This is a genomic window from Synechococcus sp. MU1617 (assembly GCF_020514235.1).
Classification (GTDB): Bacteria; Cyanobacteriota; Cyanobacteriia; order PCC-6307; family Cyanobiaceae; genus Parasynechococcus.
In genome coordinates, this window is the sequence record NZ_VTLB01000002.1 from 1 (window position 1) to 15,700 (window position 15,700).

General features: G+C 63.5%; 17 protein-coding genes, 1 tRNA gene and 1 pseudogene. 11 read left to right on the forward strand and 8 right to left on the reverse strand.

Annotation, left to right across the window (positions count from 1 at the left end):
* Window positions 1-123, reverse strand: a pseudogene (locus FZZ90_RS03880) (photosystem II D2 protein (photosystem q(a) protein)); the annotation flags it as partial.
* A 164-nt stretch (window positions 124-287) separates the two neighbouring features.
* Between FZZ90_RS03880 and FZZ90_RS03885 the strand changes: the two are divergent.
* From FZZ90_RS03885 to FZZ90_RS03900, 4 genes are all read left to right on the forward strand, one after another.
* Window positions 288-551, forward strand: coding sequence for a hypothetical protein (locus FZZ90_RS03885; protein ID WP_226425005.1), 264 nt, complete (start codon window positions 288-290; stop codon window positions 549-551).
* Entirely contained in the window at window positions 541-1,230 is a 690-nt protein-coding gene (locus FZZ90_RS03890) for an ABC transporter ATP-binding protein (RefSeq protein ID WP_370631036.1), read from the forward strand. Before FZZ90_RS03885 ends, FZZ90_RS03890 begins: the two co-directional genes overlap by 11 nt.
* 16 nt (window positions 1,231-1,246) lie before the next feature.
* A tRNA-Asn gene (locus tag FZZ90_RS03895) sits at window positions 1,247-1,318 on the forward strand.
* Between the two features lie 282 nt (window positions 1,319-1,600).
* On the forward strand, window positions 1,601-2,389 hold the full coding sequence (locus FZZ90_RS03900) for a response regulator transcription factor (protein ID WP_226424462.1): 789 nt from the start codon (window positions 1,601-1,603) through the stop codon (window positions 2,387-2,389).
* A gap of 8 nt (window positions 2,390-2,397) precedes the next feature.
* Here FZZ90_RS03900 and holB read toward each other — a convergent pair whose 3' ends face one another.
* From holB to FZZ90_RS03915, 3 genes are read right to left on the reverse strand one after another with little or no spacing between them, the layout of a single operon-like run.
* Window positions 2,398-3,351, reverse strand: a complete 954-nt coding sequence (gene holB, locus FZZ90_RS03905; RefSeq protein ID WP_226424463.1) for a DNA polymerase III subunit delta' — start codon at window positions 3,349-3,351, stop codon at window positions 2,398-2,400.
* On the reverse strand, window positions 3,348-3,977 hold the full coding sequence (gene tmk / locus FZZ90_RS03910) for a dTMP kinase (protein WP_226424464.1): 630 nt from the start codon (window positions 3,975-3,977) through the stop codon (window positions 3,348-3,350). Before tmk ends, holB begins: the two co-directional genes overlap by 4 nt.
* Window positions 3,974-6,298, reverse strand: coding sequence for a heavy metal translocating P-type ATPase (locus FZZ90_RS03915; protein ID WP_226424465.1), 2,325 nt, complete (start codon window positions 6,296-6,298; stop codon window positions 3,974-3,976). Before FZZ90_RS03915 ends, tmk begins: the two co-directional genes overlap by 4 nt.
* A gap of 85 nt (window positions 6,299-6,383) precedes the next feature.
* Between FZZ90_RS03915 and FZZ90_RS03920 the strand changes: the two genes are divergently transcribed.
* The gene (locus FZZ90_RS03920) at window positions 6,384-6,905 is read left to right on the forward strand and encodes a photosystem I assembly protein Ycf3 (RefSeq protein ID WP_226424466.1); all 522 of its coding nucleotides are present in this window, start codon (window positions 6,384-6,386) and stop codon (window positions 6,903-6,905) included.
* Window position 6,906: 1 nt separating this feature from the next.
* Here the strand turns inward: FZZ90_RS03920 and radA are convergent, their stop codons facing one another.
* Window positions 6,907-8,304: a DNA repair protein RadA gene (radA, locus tag FZZ90_RS03925; protein WP_226401067.1), complete on the reverse strand. Its 1,398-nt coding sequence runs from the start codon at window positions 8,302-8,304 to the stop codon at window positions 6,907-6,909.
* A gap of 90 nt (window positions 8,305-8,394) precedes the next feature.
* Between radA and rpaB the strand changes: the two genes are divergently transcribed.
* Genes rpaB through FZZ90_RS03950 form a run of 5 tightly spaced genes read left to right on the forward strand, consistent with a single transcriptional unit; the run spans window position 8,395 to window position 13,063 of the window.
* Window positions 8,395-9,141: a response regulator transcription factor RpaB gene (rpaB, locus tag FZZ90_RS03930; protein WP_226401136.1), complete on the forward strand. Its 747-nt coding sequence runs from the start codon at window positions 8,395-8,397 to the stop codon at window positions 9,139-9,141.
* Window positions 9,122-10,441 carry a phosphate acyltransferase PlsX gene (plsX, locus tag FZZ90_RS03935; protein ID WP_226424467.1) on the forward strand — a complete coding sequence of 440 codons (1,320 nt, stop codon included), beginning with the start codon at window positions 9,122-9,124 and terminating at the stop codon, window positions 10,439-10,441. Before rpaB ends, plsX begins: the two co-directional genes overlap by 20 nt.
* Window positions 10,442-10,468: 27 nt before the next feature.
* The gene (locus FZZ90_RS03940) at window positions 10,469-11,488 is read left to right on the forward strand and encodes a beta-ketoacyl-ACP synthase III (protein WP_226424468.1); all 1,020 of its coding nucleotides are present in this window, start codon (window positions 10,469-10,471) and stop codon (window positions 11,486-11,488) included.
* Window positions 11,489-11,516: 28 nt separating this feature from the next.
* Window positions 11,517-12,413 (forward strand): ACP S-malonyltransferase, encoded by an 897-nt coding sequence (gene fabD, locus FZZ90_RS03945; RefSeq protein WP_226424469.1) that lies wholly within the window; start codon window positions 11,517-11,519, stop codon window positions 12,411-12,413.
* Complete coding sequence (locus tag FZZ90_RS03950) at window positions 12,410-13,063, forward strand: 1-acyl-sn-glycerol-3-phosphate acyltransferase (protein WP_226424470.1); 654 nt, start codon at window positions 12,410-12,412, stop codon at window positions 13,061-13,063. Before fabD ends, FZZ90_RS03950 begins: the two co-directional genes overlap by 4 nt.
* On the opposite strand, the gene FZZ90_RS03955 is transcribed toward FZZ90_RS03950, so the two are convergent.
* Genes FZZ90_RS03955 through FZZ90_RS03965 form a run of 3 tightly spaced genes read right to left on the reverse strand, consistent with a single transcriptional unit; the run spans window position 13,026 to window position 14,472 of the window.
* Window positions 13,026-13,601, reverse strand: coding sequence for a YdcF family protein (locus FZZ90_RS03955; protein WP_226424471.1), 576 nt, complete (start codon window positions 13,599-13,601; stop codon window positions 13,026-13,028). The genes FZZ90_RS03950 and FZZ90_RS03955 overlap by 38 nt on opposite strands.
* Window positions 13,601-14,224 carry a tRNA (adenosine(37)-N6)-threonylcarbamoyltransferase complex dimerization subunit type 1 TsaB gene (gene tsaB, locus FZZ90_RS03960; RefSeq protein ID WP_226424472.1) on the reverse strand — a complete coding sequence of 208 codons (624 nt, stop codon included), beginning with the start codon at window positions 14,222-14,224 and terminating at the stop codon, window positions 13,601-13,603. The genes FZZ90_RS03955 and tsaB overlap by 1 nt, the downstream gene beginning before the upstream one ends.
* A complete protein-coding gene (locus FZZ90_RS03965) occupies window positions 14,221-14,472 on the reverse strand; it encodes a Ycf34 family protein (RefSeq protein ID WP_226424473.1) in 252 nt (83 codons plus the stop codon). Before FZZ90_RS03965 ends, tsaB begins: the two co-directional genes overlap by 4 nt.
* A 31-nt stretch (window positions 14,473-14,503) precedes the next feature.
* Between FZZ90_RS03965 and FZZ90_RS03970 the strand changes: the two genes are divergently transcribed.
* Window positions 14,504-15,697 (forward strand): CCA tRNA nucleotidyltransferase, encoded by a 1,194-nt coding sequence (locus tag FZZ90_RS03970; protein ID WP_226424474.1) that lies wholly within the window; start codon window positions 14,504-14,506, stop codon window positions 15,695-15,697.
* Window positions 15,698-15,700: the final 3 nt, after the last annotated feature.

Here is a 15,700-nt window from a genome sequence, read left to right on the forward strand (position 1 = left end):
GTAGGCCGTTGGGAGAAGAAGAATGCCGGACCAGCCGACAAAAACGAAGCGGTCGCGCTTGAGCCAGTCATCGAGGACGTCAAACCATCCCCGCTGTGGCGCGCGTCCTACAGCGATCGTCATGAGAAGTGCTTCATGATCCGTTACACAGCCGAGCCTAGGGGCTGATCACCGAAATGGGGCGGCTCCCCGCACCCATTTCGAGGGGATGAGTAGAAATGCGCATTTTTGGACCGACGGGATGCCGGTCCCTCCGCGAAGATGACGCATCGATTCTTTCCAACGCTGTGTACGTCATCGAACTGGCCCTGCGCATGAGTCCTGTCCCGGTGTCTGTTCAGCGCAAAGAGCATGCAGATGCCGATGCGCTGTATCAGCAGATCCGCCAGGCGCTCGAGAACGGTCAACCGCGGCTGCTGGAACTCACCTGCGAGAAAATGGAAGGCAAGAAAGTGACTCTGCTGGTCAGTGAGGTTCTCGCCGTTCAGCTTTATGAAAAGACTTCGGCGGCGGGTGGCAGCAAGCGTCCCGGCTTCTCCTTTGATTCCTGACACCTCGACCGCCGAACTGAGTGTTGAGGACGTCAGCCACCGCTGGCCGAACGGCCAACAGGTCCTGAATCGATGCAACTTGGTCATCCCTGGCCCAGGCCTATGGATGCTGGTGGGCAGCAATGGAAGCGGTAAAAGCACTCTGTTCCGCTTGATTTCCGGACTTCTGGAACCCCAAAGCGGATGCATCTCCTGCCGCACCAAAACGGCCCTGGTGTTTCAAAACCCAGACCATCAGCTGTTGCTCCCCAGTTGCGGCAGCGATCTGATGCTGGGCATGGCCCCTGAAGAGCCACAGCAGCATCGCCAAAGCACCGTGCGCGACCTGCTGGGCCAGTTCGGCCTCGCCCGCCTGGAGAACCGACCGATTCACAGCCTCAGCGGCGGCCAGAAACAACGCCTGGCCATTGCCGGAGCCCTCGCGAGTGACGCCGGGCTATTGCTGCTCGATGAACCGACCGCCCTGCTCGATCCCACCAGCCAAACCACGGTGCTGACCACCGTTCAACGGCTTTGCAAAGACCCCGTCAAACCAATCACGGCGCTGTGGATCACCCACAGGCTCGAGGAATTGGCATTCGCCGATGGCGCCGCCCGCATGAAAGAGGGTCGGATTGGACCATGGACCCTGGGAACAGAACTGCAAAGGCGCTTGCAGGGCGGCACATTCGAGAGGTAAGGTCTCTTGGTCTCATTCCTCGGTAGCTCAGCGGTAGAGCGGTCGACTGTTAATCGATTGGTCGCAGGTTCGAATCCCGCCCGGGGAGCTTTAAAGCCACAGCTGATGCTGTGGCTTTTTTATTGACGAAAAAAGAAATTTCATGACGGGGGGTTGCCCGAAGCGGAAGACTTCCTAAACAGCCACCGGCGAAAGACAACTGGAAAAAGCTCCAGATCGCTTGCAGGACAAGCGATCTACGGCAACAAAGCCCACGATGGGCTCCTTATCGGAAATCTGCAGACAGTTGAAAAGCTTGAGAGAATCCGTTCAGCGTTAATCCCTACAGACAAGCGCTCTTTATTTCTCAAGCCGAATTGCCGCCGAACTGATGAAGCCTTGCATCCTGCTAATCGAAGATGACCAGGACATGCGCGACCTGGTCAGCGGCCATTTGGAGCACAGCGGCTTCGATGTGCAGCGGGCAGACGATGGCATCAAAGGTCAGGCCCTTGCGCTCCAATACACCCCGGATCTGATCCTGCTCGATCTGATGCTGCCCAAAGTGGACGGCCTCACCCTGTGTCAGCGCCTACGGCGGGATGACCGCACCGCTGGGATTCCGATCCTGATGCTCACAGCTCTCGGCGGCACCAAAGACAAGGTGAGCGGTTTCAATTCCGGAGCCGACGATTACCTGACCAAACCCTTCGACCTGGAGGAGCTTCAGGTGAGGGTCAAGGCCCTGTTGCGTCGCAGTGACAGAGCGCCCGTTGGATCGACTAACCACAACGAAATCCTCAGCTACGGGCCGCTCACCCTTGTGCCCGAGCGCTTTGAAGCCATCTGGTTCGATCAACCCGTGCGGCTCACGCACCTGGAGTTCGAACTGCTCCATTGCCTTCTGCAGCGTCACGGTCAGACCGTCGCCCCCTCATTGATCCTCAAAGAGGTGTGGGGCTACGAGCCCGACGACGACATTGAGACCATTCGCGTACACGTCAGGCACCTGCGCACCAAGCTGGAACCCGATCCGCGCAAGCCACGGTTCATCAAAACGGTGTATGGAGCGGGCTATTGCCTCGAGCTTCCCACCAGTGCCCAGATGGATGGCCTTGAGGACGTGGTGGCCATGGCCCGCGAGGAACGCAAGCAACAAGGTGACCGGGCATCCGCCTGATCACCACTTCAGGTGGCCTGTGAGAAGGATGGCGTGAGGTCGAGCAGCGCCACCTCCCAGGCCAATCGAGGTTGAACGAACGAAAGAAGCTGGCTGCGCAGCGTGTCCAAGCGCTTGAGCATGGCGGCGGAACGACCGGAGCGCCAGAGCCGGTGCTGCCACCAGCCGATCAACCACAGCTGCTGCTCACCGTCGAGGGCTTCGCAGAGATCGCGTGCCAACGCCAGAGCCTCCATCGGAGTGGCGGGAAGCGCATCAAGGCGCTGAACCAACTCCTCGGGCAGACCAGCCAGACTGCGTCGATGGTCGATCAGAGCGCCTGGAGACCCAGCGGCCAGGGCCAGAAGTTCGGGGGCATCCTGAGCAGTGGAACCGGTGCGCTCGAGCACCTGAGCCATGGCCTCGGGGTTGAGCCTCAGGAAACGGATCAACTGACACCGGGAGCGAATCGTGCTGAGCAGCCGCTCAGGGGCTGAGGTCAACAAAATGAGCACCCCATGGCCAGGTTCCTCCAGCGTTTTCAGCAGGGCATTGGCCGCCGCTTCCGCCATCGCCTCGGCGGCCTCAATCACGACCATGCCGCGCTTCGCCTCCACCGGCTGCCGGGCCAGACAGCGGCCGATGTCGCGGATCTGCTCCAACCGCAACTGGGGAGGAGTGCGGCGGCTGAGCCCCGCTTCCTCGGCTTCGGCGCGGGTCAGCAAACGGCCCTGATGCTGATAGGTGGGTTCGACCCAAAGCAGGTCGGGGTGATTGCGCTCCAGCAGGCGTCGGCGTTCCCGGGCCGAGGGCTGACCATCGGCCAGCAGTCCCTCCAGAAAACGCACCGCCGCCAACTGGCGTCCCACCCCTTCAGGGCCGGCAAAGAGGTAGGCCGGGGCCACGCGTTCCTGGGCCAGGGCTGCCGAAAGCAGATCAACGGCGAGGGACTGGCCGATCAGATCCTCAAACAGCGCGCTCAAGCCAGATGCTCCTGAAGCTGACGTTCCAGAGCAGCACGAACATCACTGGCTGACTGATCTGCAGCGACGGCACACCAGGAACGCTGCTGAGCCAACTGGGCAAAACCCTGCGCAACCCGCTCCAGGAATGCGGCTCCCTCAGCTTCGATTCGGTCCTCCTTGTCCCCGAGACGGCGCTGCAAGCTTTCTTGAACGGAAAGGCGCAGCCAGAGGGTGAGATCGGGCTGCAGCCCCGTGGTGGCGATCTGTTCGAGACGCTGAATCAAGTCCCGATCCAAACCACGGCCGTAGCCTTGATAGGCGAGGGTCGATCCCGCGAAACGATCGCTGATCACCCAATCACCACGCTCCAGAGCAGGACGGATCAACGTTTCAACATGCTGAGCCCGATCGGCGGCATACAGCAGCAGTTCAGCGGTGGGAGCTGGTGCCTCCTGGTCTCCCGTGTGCAGCAGGAGTTCACGGATCGAGCGCCCCAGGGGAGTGCCTCCCGGCTCACGGGTGCAGAGCAGGGCAGCGCCCTTAGGCATCAGACCGCTGTTGGGCAACCACTCGACCAGATGCTGGATCTGCGTGGTCTTGCCACAGCCATCGATGCCCTCCAGAACAATGAAGCGACCTGTCATGGCAAGCGAAGAGCCAGGGCATTGAGCACCACAGTGATCGAACTCATGGCCATCAGCAGCGCCGCCAGCGGGGGCGACAGCAGCACCCCATGGCTAGGGAGCAGGGCACCTGCGGCCACCGGAAGAACGATGAGGTTGTAACCGAAGGCCCAGAACAGGTTCTGCCGCACCTTCACCAGGGTGCGGCGCGCCAGGCTGAGGGCTTCAGGCAGATTGTCGAGCCGATCGCCGAGCAACACCAGACCAGCGGAGTCTTGAGCGATCTGGGTTCCGGTGCCAATGGCAATCCCAAGATCAGCCGCGGCCAGGGCCGGCGCATCGTTGATGCCGTCACCCACCATCGCCACCCGCTCCTCCTGCCGCAGCTGCTCGAGGCGCTGCAGCTTCTGCTCCGGCAGCATCTGCCAGCCCAGATCCTGGGCAGCAAAGCCCAGCTGCTGACCAAGACGCTGAACGGCAGCCTGCCGATCACCGCTGAACACCGAAAGCGCCAGCCCGTGAGAGCGCAGGCGTTGCAGGGCTGGAGCAACATCCGGGCGCATCTGATCCTCGATCTGAACCAGGCCCACCAGGACATCTCCCACTGCCACCGCCACCACCGAGCCTTCAGCGGCGGCAAGCCAGTCCTCGGCTGCGGGGGCGATGGCAACACCCTGCTCCACCAACCAGTCGGGCTTGCCCACACGCACCCGAGCCGATGCACCGTCCACATGGCCCTCCAGACCCTGACCAGACACGGTGCGAACGTCCTCGCACTCCAGCAGAGCGAGCTCCCGGCCCTGGGCCTCCTGCAACAGGGCGTAGGCCAAGGGATGTCGGCTGCTTTGCTCCAGGCTGGCCGCAAGCTGCAACAACTGACCCGGGTCATCCCCGTACACATCGGTCACCAGGGGGCGACCCAAGGTGAGGGTGCCGGTCTTGTCGAAGACCACATGCTCCAAACCGGCGGCGGTTTCGATCACATCACCACCACGGAACAGCCAGCCGCGCCGTGCCGCCAGGCCGGTGGCCACCGTAATCACGGTGGGGGTCGCCAGACCGAGAGCACAGGGGCAGGCGACCACCAGCACCGCGATCGACAATTGCAGGGCCAGACCCATCGGGGTGCTGGCTCCACTGCCCAAGCCGACGTGATGCATGCCATGGCCATGGTCCATCCCATGGGACATCTCATGGGGCATGGGCATCCCAGGTGCTGAAGCCTGCAAGACCTCAGGCCAGTGATCAGCACCGAACAACCACCAAAACAAAAACGTGGCGAGGGCCAAGCCAATAACGCCGTAGCAGAAGCGGCCTGCCACCAGATCGGCCAGGCCTTGGATGGGGGCCCGACGGGCCTGGGCCTGCTCCACCAGACGAATGATCCGGGCCAGGGCGGTTTCGGCACCGACCCGGGTGACCGTCATCACCAAGGTTGCCTCCAAATTGAGACTGCCGGAGGACAACTCCGTGCCGGGCTCCGCCTGCAGGGGCAAGGGCTCACCGGTAAGGCTGGACACATCAACGGCCGAGGCCCCCTCGAGTACCACCCCATCCACCGGAACGCGGTCACCGGCCAGCAACTGCACCGTTTCGCCGGGCCTGAGAGCGCCGACGCGCACCTCACGAATCGCCCCGTCGGTCAACAGGAGACGCGCGGTGTCCGGCTGGAGCTCGGCCAATTGCTGCAGGGCCTGACCAGTCCGAAAACGGGCCCGTTCCTCCAGGAAACGTCCCAGCAGGACAAACCCCAGCAACATCACCGGTTCATTGAAAAAGCAGGGCCAACCCACCTGGGGCCAGACCAAGGCCACCAGGCTGGCGACATAGGCACTGCTCACCCCCAGACCCACGAGGGAATCCATGCTGGGGGCCCCTACTCGAGCCGCCGCAACACCACCCATCAGGATCGGACGGCCCGGTCCCAGCAGAGCCACCGTTGCCAGCGTGGCGTGAAAAGGCAGGCTGCCAATCAGGGGAAGCGAGAGGTGACCTGCCTCGCTGAGATGCCCCAGCACCGACAGCAACAGCAGCACCAGGGCCACCATCAGCTGTCGCCATTGCTGCCACCAACCCGGCAGCGCTTGCCCAGCAGCAACACCGATGGGGTCATCCAAGGCGCGCTCCTTGGCTGGGAAGCCCCTGTCTGCAAGGGCTTTCAGAACACCACCTACATCACTCTCACCGGCGCTGAGATCGAGCCAGGCCGAACGGCTGACCAGATTCACATCGGCGCGCTGCACACCGGGCTGATCCAACAGGGTGGTTTCCACAGCGCGGACGCAACCGCCGCATTTCATCCCTTCCACATCCAGGACGACGGTCTGAACCGCAGGTCTCACAGCTGTTTACGCAACAGGGATCTTTACGAGCAGGCTAGGTCGGGCTCCGCTCCCGTCAGGATGGGGGTCCGTCCGCCGGAGCGCCGTGCCCCGCAGCAACCGCAACGACAACTTCATTGACAAGAGCTTCACGGTGATGGCGGACCTGATCGTCAAGCTGTTGCCGATCAATGCCCGATCCAAGGAGGCCTACGTCTATTACCGCGATGGCCTCTCCGCCCAGAACGATGGTGATTACGCCGAGGCGCTGGAGAACTATGAGGAGGCCTTGAAGCTTGAGGAGAACTCCACAGACCGGAGTGAAACCCTCAAGAACATGGCCATCATCTACATGTCCAACGGCGAGGAGGAGCGGGCCATCGAGACCTACCGCCAGGCTCTCGAGGAAAACCCGAACCAGCCCTCCTGCCTGAAGAACATGGGGCTGATCTACGAGAAGCGGGGCCGCATCGCCGAGGAAGGCGGTGAACAGGACGAAGCGGATCGCTGGTTTGACCAGGCCGCCGACGTCTGGACCCAGGCCGTGCGCCTCAATCCCGGCGGTTATCTCGATATCGAGAACTGGCTGAAGTCCACCGGCCGCAGCAACGTCGACGTTTACTTCTGAATCAGTCCTGGTCGGGCTGCACGGCCTCACCCAGCGCCAGCACCAGGGCCTCGGTGACGCTGTCGGCCTCCAGAAGAGCCAGATCCAAACCCGAGGCGAGATCGCCCAGGCCACTGCCCCGGGGAACGACGGCACGCTGGAACCCCAGCCGGGCCGCTTCCTGGAGCCGAAGCTCCAGCTGACCCACAGGGCGCAACTGCCCACCCAAACCGAGCTCGCCGATCAACACAGTGCCCGCAGGCAGGGTGAGATCTCTGAAGCTGGCCACCACCGCTGCAGCAACTCCCAGATCCGCCGCCGGTTCCTCCACCTCAAGGCCACCGGCAACGGCGAGATAGCAGTCGAAACGGGAGAGCGGCAGTCCCATGTGCTTCTCCAGTACCGCGAGGATCTGGTGCAGACGGTTGGTGCCGATCCCTGTGGCCGTGCGGCGCGGACTGGCATAGCTGGTGACGTTCACCAAGGCCTGCAGATCCACCACCAATGAACGCGTGCCCTCACAGGCCACGATCGTGGCAACACCGGAGGCGCGAGCATCACTGAGGAACAGCTCACTGGGGTTGCCCACCTCGGCCAGGCCACCGCTTTGCATCTCAAACAAGCCCAACTCATGGGTGGCACCGAATCGGTTCTTGACGGCCCGCAATAGGCGATGACTGGCGAAGCGGTCCCCCTCAAAGGTGAGCACCGCATCCACGAGGTGTTCCAACACCTTCGGGCCGGCCAACATGCCTTCCTTGGTGACGTGGCCCACCAAAAGCAGAGATATGTTCTGACGTTTGGCCAGCCGTTGCAGGGCAGCCGCACATTCACGCACCTGACCGACCGACCCCGGAGCACTGGTGAGGTTGGCGTCATGCAACGCCTGAATGCTGTCGATGATCGCCACAGCAGGGCGCAGTGCCTCCAGCTCCTCCAGCACCAGTTCCAGATCAGTTTCGGCCAGCAACTGCAGCTCCGATGCCCCCCCGGCAAGCCGCTGCCAGCGCAGCTTCACCTGCTGAGCTGATTCCTCAGCACTCACATAGAGCACTGATGCACCGGCCGCCATCGCTGAGGCGCTCTGCAGGAGCAATGTGCTCTTGCCGATGCCCGGATCGCCTCCAACGAGCACCAGCGAACCGGGAACCAGACCACCACCCAGGACGCGGTCAAATTCTGCCGACCCGGTCGCAAGACGCTGCAGCGGCTGATCCTCCAGCGAGGCCATGGCCGTGGACCGTCGCGGGGCAGCGGCCACCTCCGGATCAGGGGCACTGCGGCGGCGGCGGCCATCGTCGGCAGGCTGGGATTGCTCGACCAACGAATTCCAGCTGCCGCACTCCGGGCAACGTCCAAAAAACTGTCGGGCACGGGCTCCACAGACCTGACAGATAAAAACAGCGGTGGATTTGGGCACTGCGAACTGTGAAGAAAGTTGCCGTTGAATGAACGAATCAGGGGGCTGCCCTTTTATTTGTGGCGAGAAGTGACTAACGCCTCGGTGCCCATGACGGCCACGGCTCCCACCAAGGAAACGATCCTCGTGGTCGACGATGAGGCATCGATCCGAAGGATCCTGGAAACCCGTTTATCCATGATCGGGTACAACGTCGTGACTGCCTGCGACGGAACCGAGGCTCTGGAATTGTTCCCCACCTGCATGCCCGACCTGGTGGTGCTGGACGTGATGATGCCAAAGCTGGACGGCTATGGCGTCTGCCAGGAGTTGCGCAAGGAATCCGACGTTCCCATCGTGATGTTGACGGCACTCGGCGACGTGGCCGACCGGATCACCGGGCTTGAGCTCGGCGCCGATGACTATGTGGTGAAGCCCTTTAGCCCGAAGGAGCTGGAAGCCCGCATCCGCTGCGTGCTGCGCCGGGTCGAGAAGGAGCAGGTGGCGGGCATTCCCAACTCCGGCGTCATCCAGGTGAGCGACCTGCGCATCGACACCAACAAACGCCAGGTGTTCCGAGGCGATGAACGCATCCGCCTAACGGGGATGGAATTCAGCCTGTTGGAACTGCTGGTGAGCCGTTCTGGTGAACCGTTCAACCGCGGCGAGATCCTCAAGGAAGTTTGGGGTTACACCCCAGAGCGCCACGTGGACACCCGGGTGGTGGATGTTCATATCTCTCGCCTTCGCTCCAAATTGGAGGATGATCCTGCCAATCCCGAGTTGATCCTCACGGCTCGGGGCACCGGCTACCTGTTCCAGCGCATCGTCGATTCCGTTGCCTCCGAAGGTTCCTGATCCCACCCCGGCCCCTCAGCCGCGGCAAAAGACCAACCGTCCCCGGGCGATCCGTCGCCTGGTTATTTGGTATCGGCGCAACGCCGCCGTCACAACCATCGTCGATGGCGCTGCCAGCTCCGCAACGGCAGCGGGTTCGATGGCGGGCAACGTGGCGGGAACCGTTGTCTCCGGAGCCGGCACGGTGGCCAGCAGCGTGCTCCAACCGCTGGTGTTCGATCCCCTGCGCTGGCTGCAGGGGGGAACAGATACCGATGAGATCAACGATGCAGAGCGTCTATGGGTGGCCGTCGATGGCATGGGCGGTGACCACGCACCGGGACCCATCCTGGAGGGATGCCTGGACGCCATTGACCGGCTTCCTCTGAAGATCCGCTTCGTGGGGGAAATCGAACGGGTGATGGCCGCCGCCAACAGCCTTGGCCTGCGCGAAGCCTTGGAGAGTGCGCGTGCAGCAGGACATCTGGACCTGGTGGCCAGTGGCCCCTCCATCGGCATGGATGACGAGGCCACGGCGGTGCGGCGCAAACGAGACGCCAGCATCAATGTGGCCATGGACCTCGTGAAAAGAGGCGAGGCCCTGGCGGTGTACTCCGCCGGCAATTCAGGTGCGGTGATGGCCTCGGCGATTTTTCGGCTGGGACGGCTGAAGGGCATCGACCGACCCGCCATCGGTGCCCTATTCCCCACCAAGGATCCAGGCCAACCGGTGTTGGTGCTCGATGTGGGCGCCAACATGGACTGCAAACCCACTTATTTGCACCAGTTCGCCCTGCTGGGGAACATCTACAGCCGGGATGTGCTGCAGGTGAAACGCCCACGCATCGGGCTGCTGAACATTGGCGAGGAGGAGTGCAAGGGGAACGAGCTCTCCCTGAAGACCCACGAATTGCTGCGGGACGAATCCAGGCTCCACTTCGCCGGCAACTGCGAAGGCCGTGATGTGCTGTCGGGCGAGTTCGATGTGGTGGTCTGCGATGGATTCACCGGCAATGTGCTGCTGAAGTTCCTTGAGTCCGTCGGCAGTGTTCTGCTGGGGGTGCTGCGGGCGGAGTTGCCCCGAGGGCGCCGCGGCAAGGTGGGATCAGCGTTTCTGCGCAGCAACCTGAAACGCATCAAGAAGCGGCTCGACCATGCCGAGCACGGTGGTGCTCTGTTGCTTGGCGTAAACGGCATTTCCGTGATCGGCCACGGCAGCAGCAAGGCCCTCTCAGTGGTCAGTGCCCTACGCATTGCCCACTCCGCAGCAAGCCATGGGGTGATGGAGGATCTCGCCACGCTGCAACAGGGTTGTGATTGACTGACGCGACGTCAATCAACCTCCGCCTTGGTCGAGCCGCTCAGCACAACCAGGGGGGTGTTGTTCCGAGGGTCTGGCAGCGCGACGCCAAGCCGTTCCATCAGCAACGCTGAGCTTGGCCAGCGGGTTGAGACGAGTGATGAATGGATCCGCAGTCGCACCGGGATTGCTGCACGACGGGTGGTCAACAGCGACGAATCCCTTGCAGAACTAAGCGGACTAGCGGCGGAACGGGCCCTGGAGATGGCTGGTTGGTCGGCCGACAGCATCGATCTGATCCTATTGGCCACCTCCACCCCTGACGACCTGTTCGGTTCAGCGCCACGCCTGCAGGCTCGTCTCAGCGCCACCAATGCCGCGGCCTTCGATCTCACCGCTGCTTGCAGCGGCTTCCTCTTCGCCGTTGTCACAGCCGCCCAGTACCTGCGCAGTGGGGCGATGCGCCGCATCCTCGTGGTGGGGGCCGATCAACTCAGCCGCTGGGTGAACTGGGACGATCGACGCTCGTGTGTACTGTTCGGTGATGCGGCCGGTGCTGTGGTGCTGGAGGCTTCAGAGAACGGTCAGGACGATCTCGATGGATTCCTGTTGCGTTCCGATGGCAGCCGCGGTGAGGTTCTCCAGCTCCCCCAGGTAAGCCGGCGCCAGCCCCTGGTGGGGGACGCCAGCCATCAGTGCGGCGGCTTCGATCCCATTCAGATGAATGGGCAGGAGGTCTACAAATTCGCTGTGCGCGAGGTGCCAGCGATTCTCGAAAAGCTGCTTGAGCAGGGTGCTGTCGCCGCAGATTCCCTGGATTGGCTACTGCTGCATCAGGCCAACCAACGCATCCTTGATGCAGTGGCGGATCGCTTCTCGGTGCCCTCCGAAAAAGTCCTCAGCAACCTGGCCCACTACGGCAACACCTCGGCAGCCACCATCCCCCTAATGCTGGATGAAGCCGTGCGCGATGGACGCGTCCAACCCGGCCACCGCATCGCCAGCAGTGGATTCGGTGCGGGATTGAGCTGGGGGGCAGCCCTCTTCCGTTGGAGCGGGCCCGCCTAATCTCCAGCACGGTCTGCAGAACACAGCAATGGCGATCGCCTGGGTCTTTCCCGGTCAGGGCTCTCAAAAGGTGGGCATGGCAGAAGCGCTGCTCAGCATCGATGGCAGCCGCGAGCGTTTCGCCATGGCCTCCGAGCTGCTGGGGCGCGACCTGCTGGCGATCTGCCAGGGGGAAAGCGGCGGTGGTGATGGACCCGATGACCTCAACGACACGCGCAACACCCAGCCCGCCCTGTTCGTGATCGAATCGGTGCTGGCCGACAACCTTCAGCAGCAAGGCCGCGAGCCTGCGCTGGTGGCCGGCCACAGCCTGGGCGAACTCGTTGCTTTGTACAGCGCAGGGGTGTTTGGGCTGGAGACCGGTCTGCAGCTGATGAAAACCCGCTCAGAACTGATGGCGAACGCTGGGGGCGGCGCCATGACGGCTGTGATCGGCTTCGATCGCACTCAGCTGGACGACCTGGTGGCCTCCACGGACGGCGTCAGCATCGCCAATGACAACAGTGATGCCCAGGTGGTGATCTCCGGAGCTCCAGAGGCCGTGAAGAGCGTGAGTGAGGCTCTGAAATGCAAGCGCGCCATCCCTCTTGCCGTCTCCGGAGCCTTCCACTCCCCGTTCATGGCGGAAGCGGCTGAACGCTTCGCCGCCAAGCTGGACAACGTGCCCTTCCTCGATGCCCGCGTGCCATTGCTCAGCAACAGCGCCGCGAGCGCCAGCACCAGCGCGGACGAGCTCAAACTGCGCCTTAAGCAGCAGATGACCACCGGCGTGCGCTGGCGCGAGACCATGACGGCGATGACCGACAGCGGCGTGGACACCCTGGTGGAAATCGGTCCCGGCAACGTCCTCAGTGGCTTGGCGAAACGCAGCATGAGCGGTGTCACCACCGCCCAGATCTCCGGGGCGGGGGACCTCGGACAGTGAGTCACTCCAGCCTCGTCCGCACCCCCAAACCGAGCTTCACCTACCGGCTGGTCAGCAACCTTCTGGTGTTCCCGGTCTTCCGCTTTCTGTTCCGCGGATCGACAGCCGGCAACAACAGAGTGCCCATGCAAGGGCCCCTCGTGGTGGTGGCCAACCATGGGTCGCACCTGGACCCACCCTTGCTGGGCCATGCCCTGGGGCGCCCCGTGGCCTTCATGGCAAAGGCGGAACTGTTCAACATCCCACTGCTGGGACGCGTGATCCGGGCCTGTGGTGCTTACCCCGTGCGGCGGGGTGCCAGCGACCGCGAAGCGATCCGCACCGCAACGGCGCGTCTGGAAGAGGGCTGGGCCACCGGCGTGTTTCTGGACGGCACCCGCCAAAGCGACGGCCGGATCAACAACCCACTCCCCGGAGCGGCCCTGCTGGCGGCTCGCACGGGAGCCCCGCTGCTGCCTGTGGCCATCTGCAACAGCCACCGCGCTTTGGGCACTGGGCGAAGCTGGCCGCGCCTGGTGCCGATTCAGCTGCGGATCGGCGACCCCATCCCAGCCCCGGCCAGTCGCCGCAGGCCCGATCTGGATGCCACCACCGCCCTGCTGCAGGAACGGATCAACGCCCTGCTGGATCAGGGTCCGCAGCATCCCTGAGGTCGCGACCGGTCATCACCCACGCCACCGCACGAACCCAATCACTCCATTGCTTGAAACGCCCCTCGCGGGTGCAGTCCTCACGGCAGGCCACGGGGACGCCGGTGAGCTGAATTCCACGGCTGCCCGCCACCACCTGGCCCACCGCCATGGAGCGGGGCAGATGGTCTTCGCTGGTCACTAGCAGCACGTGGCGAATGCCGTCCGCCTGCAGCTCATCCACCACTGACGTGAAGTTGCTGAGGGTGTCACGGGCCCTGTAATCCAAGGTGACGCGTTCGGGATTGAAGCGCTCCTCACTCAGCATCCATTCGGCGTACTCAGGGTTGCTGCCACCGCTCACCAGCAGGGGTAGATCGAGTTGACGCGCCAACCGGGCACCCATTCGTTCCCGGTCCACATCCCCCCCGAGCACCAGCACCAGCTGCGGCGGGCTGCGATCCAATAGAGCCCGCCGATAGGGCGACAGCGGTCCGGGGCCCAACAGCCAGGCCATCAGACCAGCACCCAGCAGAAGCCCTGTACGCACGCCCGCCATCAGACCTGTCCAACAGGGGAGGTGGGGTAGATCGGCAAAACCTCAGCCCAGGGCATCACTGCCCCGGCAGCATGGCTGCGCTGCAACAGCTGCAGCAACCGCGCCACATCAGCTGCCACATCCAGTTGCGCCTCAACGGCGGGCTGGGGAGATGCCCCCTGTGAAAGCAGGGTTGGCAGGCTGAGTTCGTGAACCTGCCCAGAGGTGATGCGGTACTCACCACCCACCACCCCCCGCCGGGGCAACTCCTGGGTGATCCAGAACGGTTCCCCTTGGATGGATTGGGGCAGTTGCCGCTCCAAGCGTGGCGCCATCAGGGCATAACTGCTCACCCCCAGCAGGGGGCAATCCAACTGTTGCGCCAGGGTGCGGGCCATCACCACAGTGAGGCGGGTGCCGGTGAAGCCGCCGGGTCCCGTCGCTACAGCAAGGCCCTGCAACTGGGGCCAACGCTCAGGCGGGAGGAGCGACTGAACCCGCGAAATCAACCTGTTGGACAGGCCCCGGCCATCCGGATGGACCTGCACCAGGGGTTCTGCCCCAGGCTGCTGGGGATCCAGCAGCGCCATGCCGAAGCAGTCAGAACAACTGTGCAAGGCCAGCAGGAGTGGCAGGGCGGTCATCGGGGCAGCTCCTGTCCAGGACGGCAACGCTGCCACCGTCCTGGATCCGCCTTAAAGCTGGAGCAGGAACGCACATCCCACTCAATACCGGCCTGGCCATCGGGGAGATCCATCACCGAGACGTGAATGCGAGGCCCATCTGGCTCAAAATCCGGTGTCTCCGCCAAATGCGGAACACCATGCTGACGCTCAACTGCGTGATAGGCCTGACAACGGTCGACCCAGCTGCAATCCACGCAGATGCACATGCCTCCCAAGGCCGTTCACTCCCCCATTCTGATGGCCGAAGGCTCTGGCGACGCATTGCTTGACCAGCTGCAAACGCGACTGGCGCCAGCCCAGTGGCCTCTCCCCCTGGCACGGCTTCCCGAGGGCACAGCGCTGGTGGGTGGCGCCGTGCGGGATGGCTTGCTGGACCGTCTCCAGGAGCAGCCGGATCTTGACCTTGTTGTCCCGTCGGATGCCATCGCTCTGACCCAGGCCCTGGCCCAAGAGCTCCAAGGCACCTGTGTGGTGCTCGATGCGGAACGGAGCATTGCTCGGCTGGTGATTGGAGGCTGGACGGTCGACATCGCCCGACAGGACGGTGACCGCATCGAAGACGACCTTTGGCGGCGCGACTACCGACTCAATGCCATCGCCGTGTCGCTCCAGCCCTGGGGAGAGCTGTGGGACCCCACAGGGGGACTGAGCGATCTCCAGCAGGGGTACCTGACGGCCGTCTCGGAAGCCAACCTCACCGATGACCCTCTACGGCTGCTGCGGGGATTGCGGCTGATAGCGGAAATCCCGCTCACCATCTCCAGCCAGACCATGGGCTGGATTGAGCGCCACGCCGCACGGCTGCCAGAAGCGGCACCGGAGCGAATCCTGGCGGAGCTGCAGCGCCTGGTGAGGGGCGACCACGCCGACGTGGCGATCGCAGCCCTAACAAGCCTGCCGTTGCTGCACCCCTGGGCGGCCGGAGGGCAACCTCCCACGCCCAGCGACATCGAAGGCCTCAGCACAGAGGAAGCCGCTGCGGCTGTGCCCTTGGCGCGGCTGACGGCCCTGGTCAGCGATGAGGGCCTCAGCCAACTCCGAGCCAGTCGCGCCCTGCGCCAGCGCTGCAAACGGCTGCGGCTCTGGCAGGAACGCATCGGTCAGGCACCGGAGTCGCTACCCGAAAGCGATCGACTGCAATTGCACGAGGAACTGGAAGGGGATCTCCCCGCCCTGGCCCTGCAAATGCCCATGCCCGAGAAAAAGATCTGGCTGCGGCGATGGAGGGACGCTGAGGACCCTCTGTTTCACCCCAGAAGCCCGATCGACGGCAACGGCCTGCTCACGGCCCTGGAGGTCGAACCCGGGCCCCGTCTCGGACGCCTGCTGCATCATCTGAAGCTTGAACATGCTTTTGGGCGCATCCAAACTCCCAGCGAGGCGCTGAAGGAGGCCAAACATTTCTTGACCCGTGAAAGCGAGGCTCTGTGATTA

Coding starts and splice junctions, on each gene's coding strand:
- FZZ90_RS03900 (WP_226424462.1), top strand. CDS start 1,601: ATGAAGCCTTGCATCCTGCTAATCGAAGATGACCAGGACATGCGCGAC.
- tmk (WP_226424464.1), bottom strand. CDS start 3,977: ATGACAGGTCGCTTCATTGTTCTGGAGGGCATCGATGGCTGTGGCAAG.
- rpaB (WP_226401136.1), top strand. CDS start 8,395: ATGACGGCCACGGCTCCCACCAAGGAAACGATCCTCGTGGTCGACGAT.
- fabD (WP_226424469.1), top strand. CDS start 11,517: ATGGCGATCGCCTGGGTCTTTCCCGGTCAGGGCTCTCAAAAGGTGGGC.
- FZZ90_RS03955 (WP_226424471.1), bottom strand. CDS start 13,601: ATGGCGGGCGTGCGTACAGGGCTTCTGCTGGGTGCTGGTCTGATGGCC.
- tsaB (WP_226424472.1), bottom strand. CDS start 14,224: ATGACCGCCCTGCCACTCCTGCTGGCCTTGCACAGTTGTTCTGACTGC.
- FZZ90_RS03965 (WP_226424473.1), bottom strand. CDS start 14,472: ATGTGCATCTGCGTGGATTGCAGCTGGGTCGACCGTTGTCAGGCCTAT.
- FZZ90_RS03970 (WP_226424474.1), top strand. CDS start 14,504: ATGGCCGAAGGCTCTGGCGACGCATTGCTTGACCAGCTGCAAACGCGA.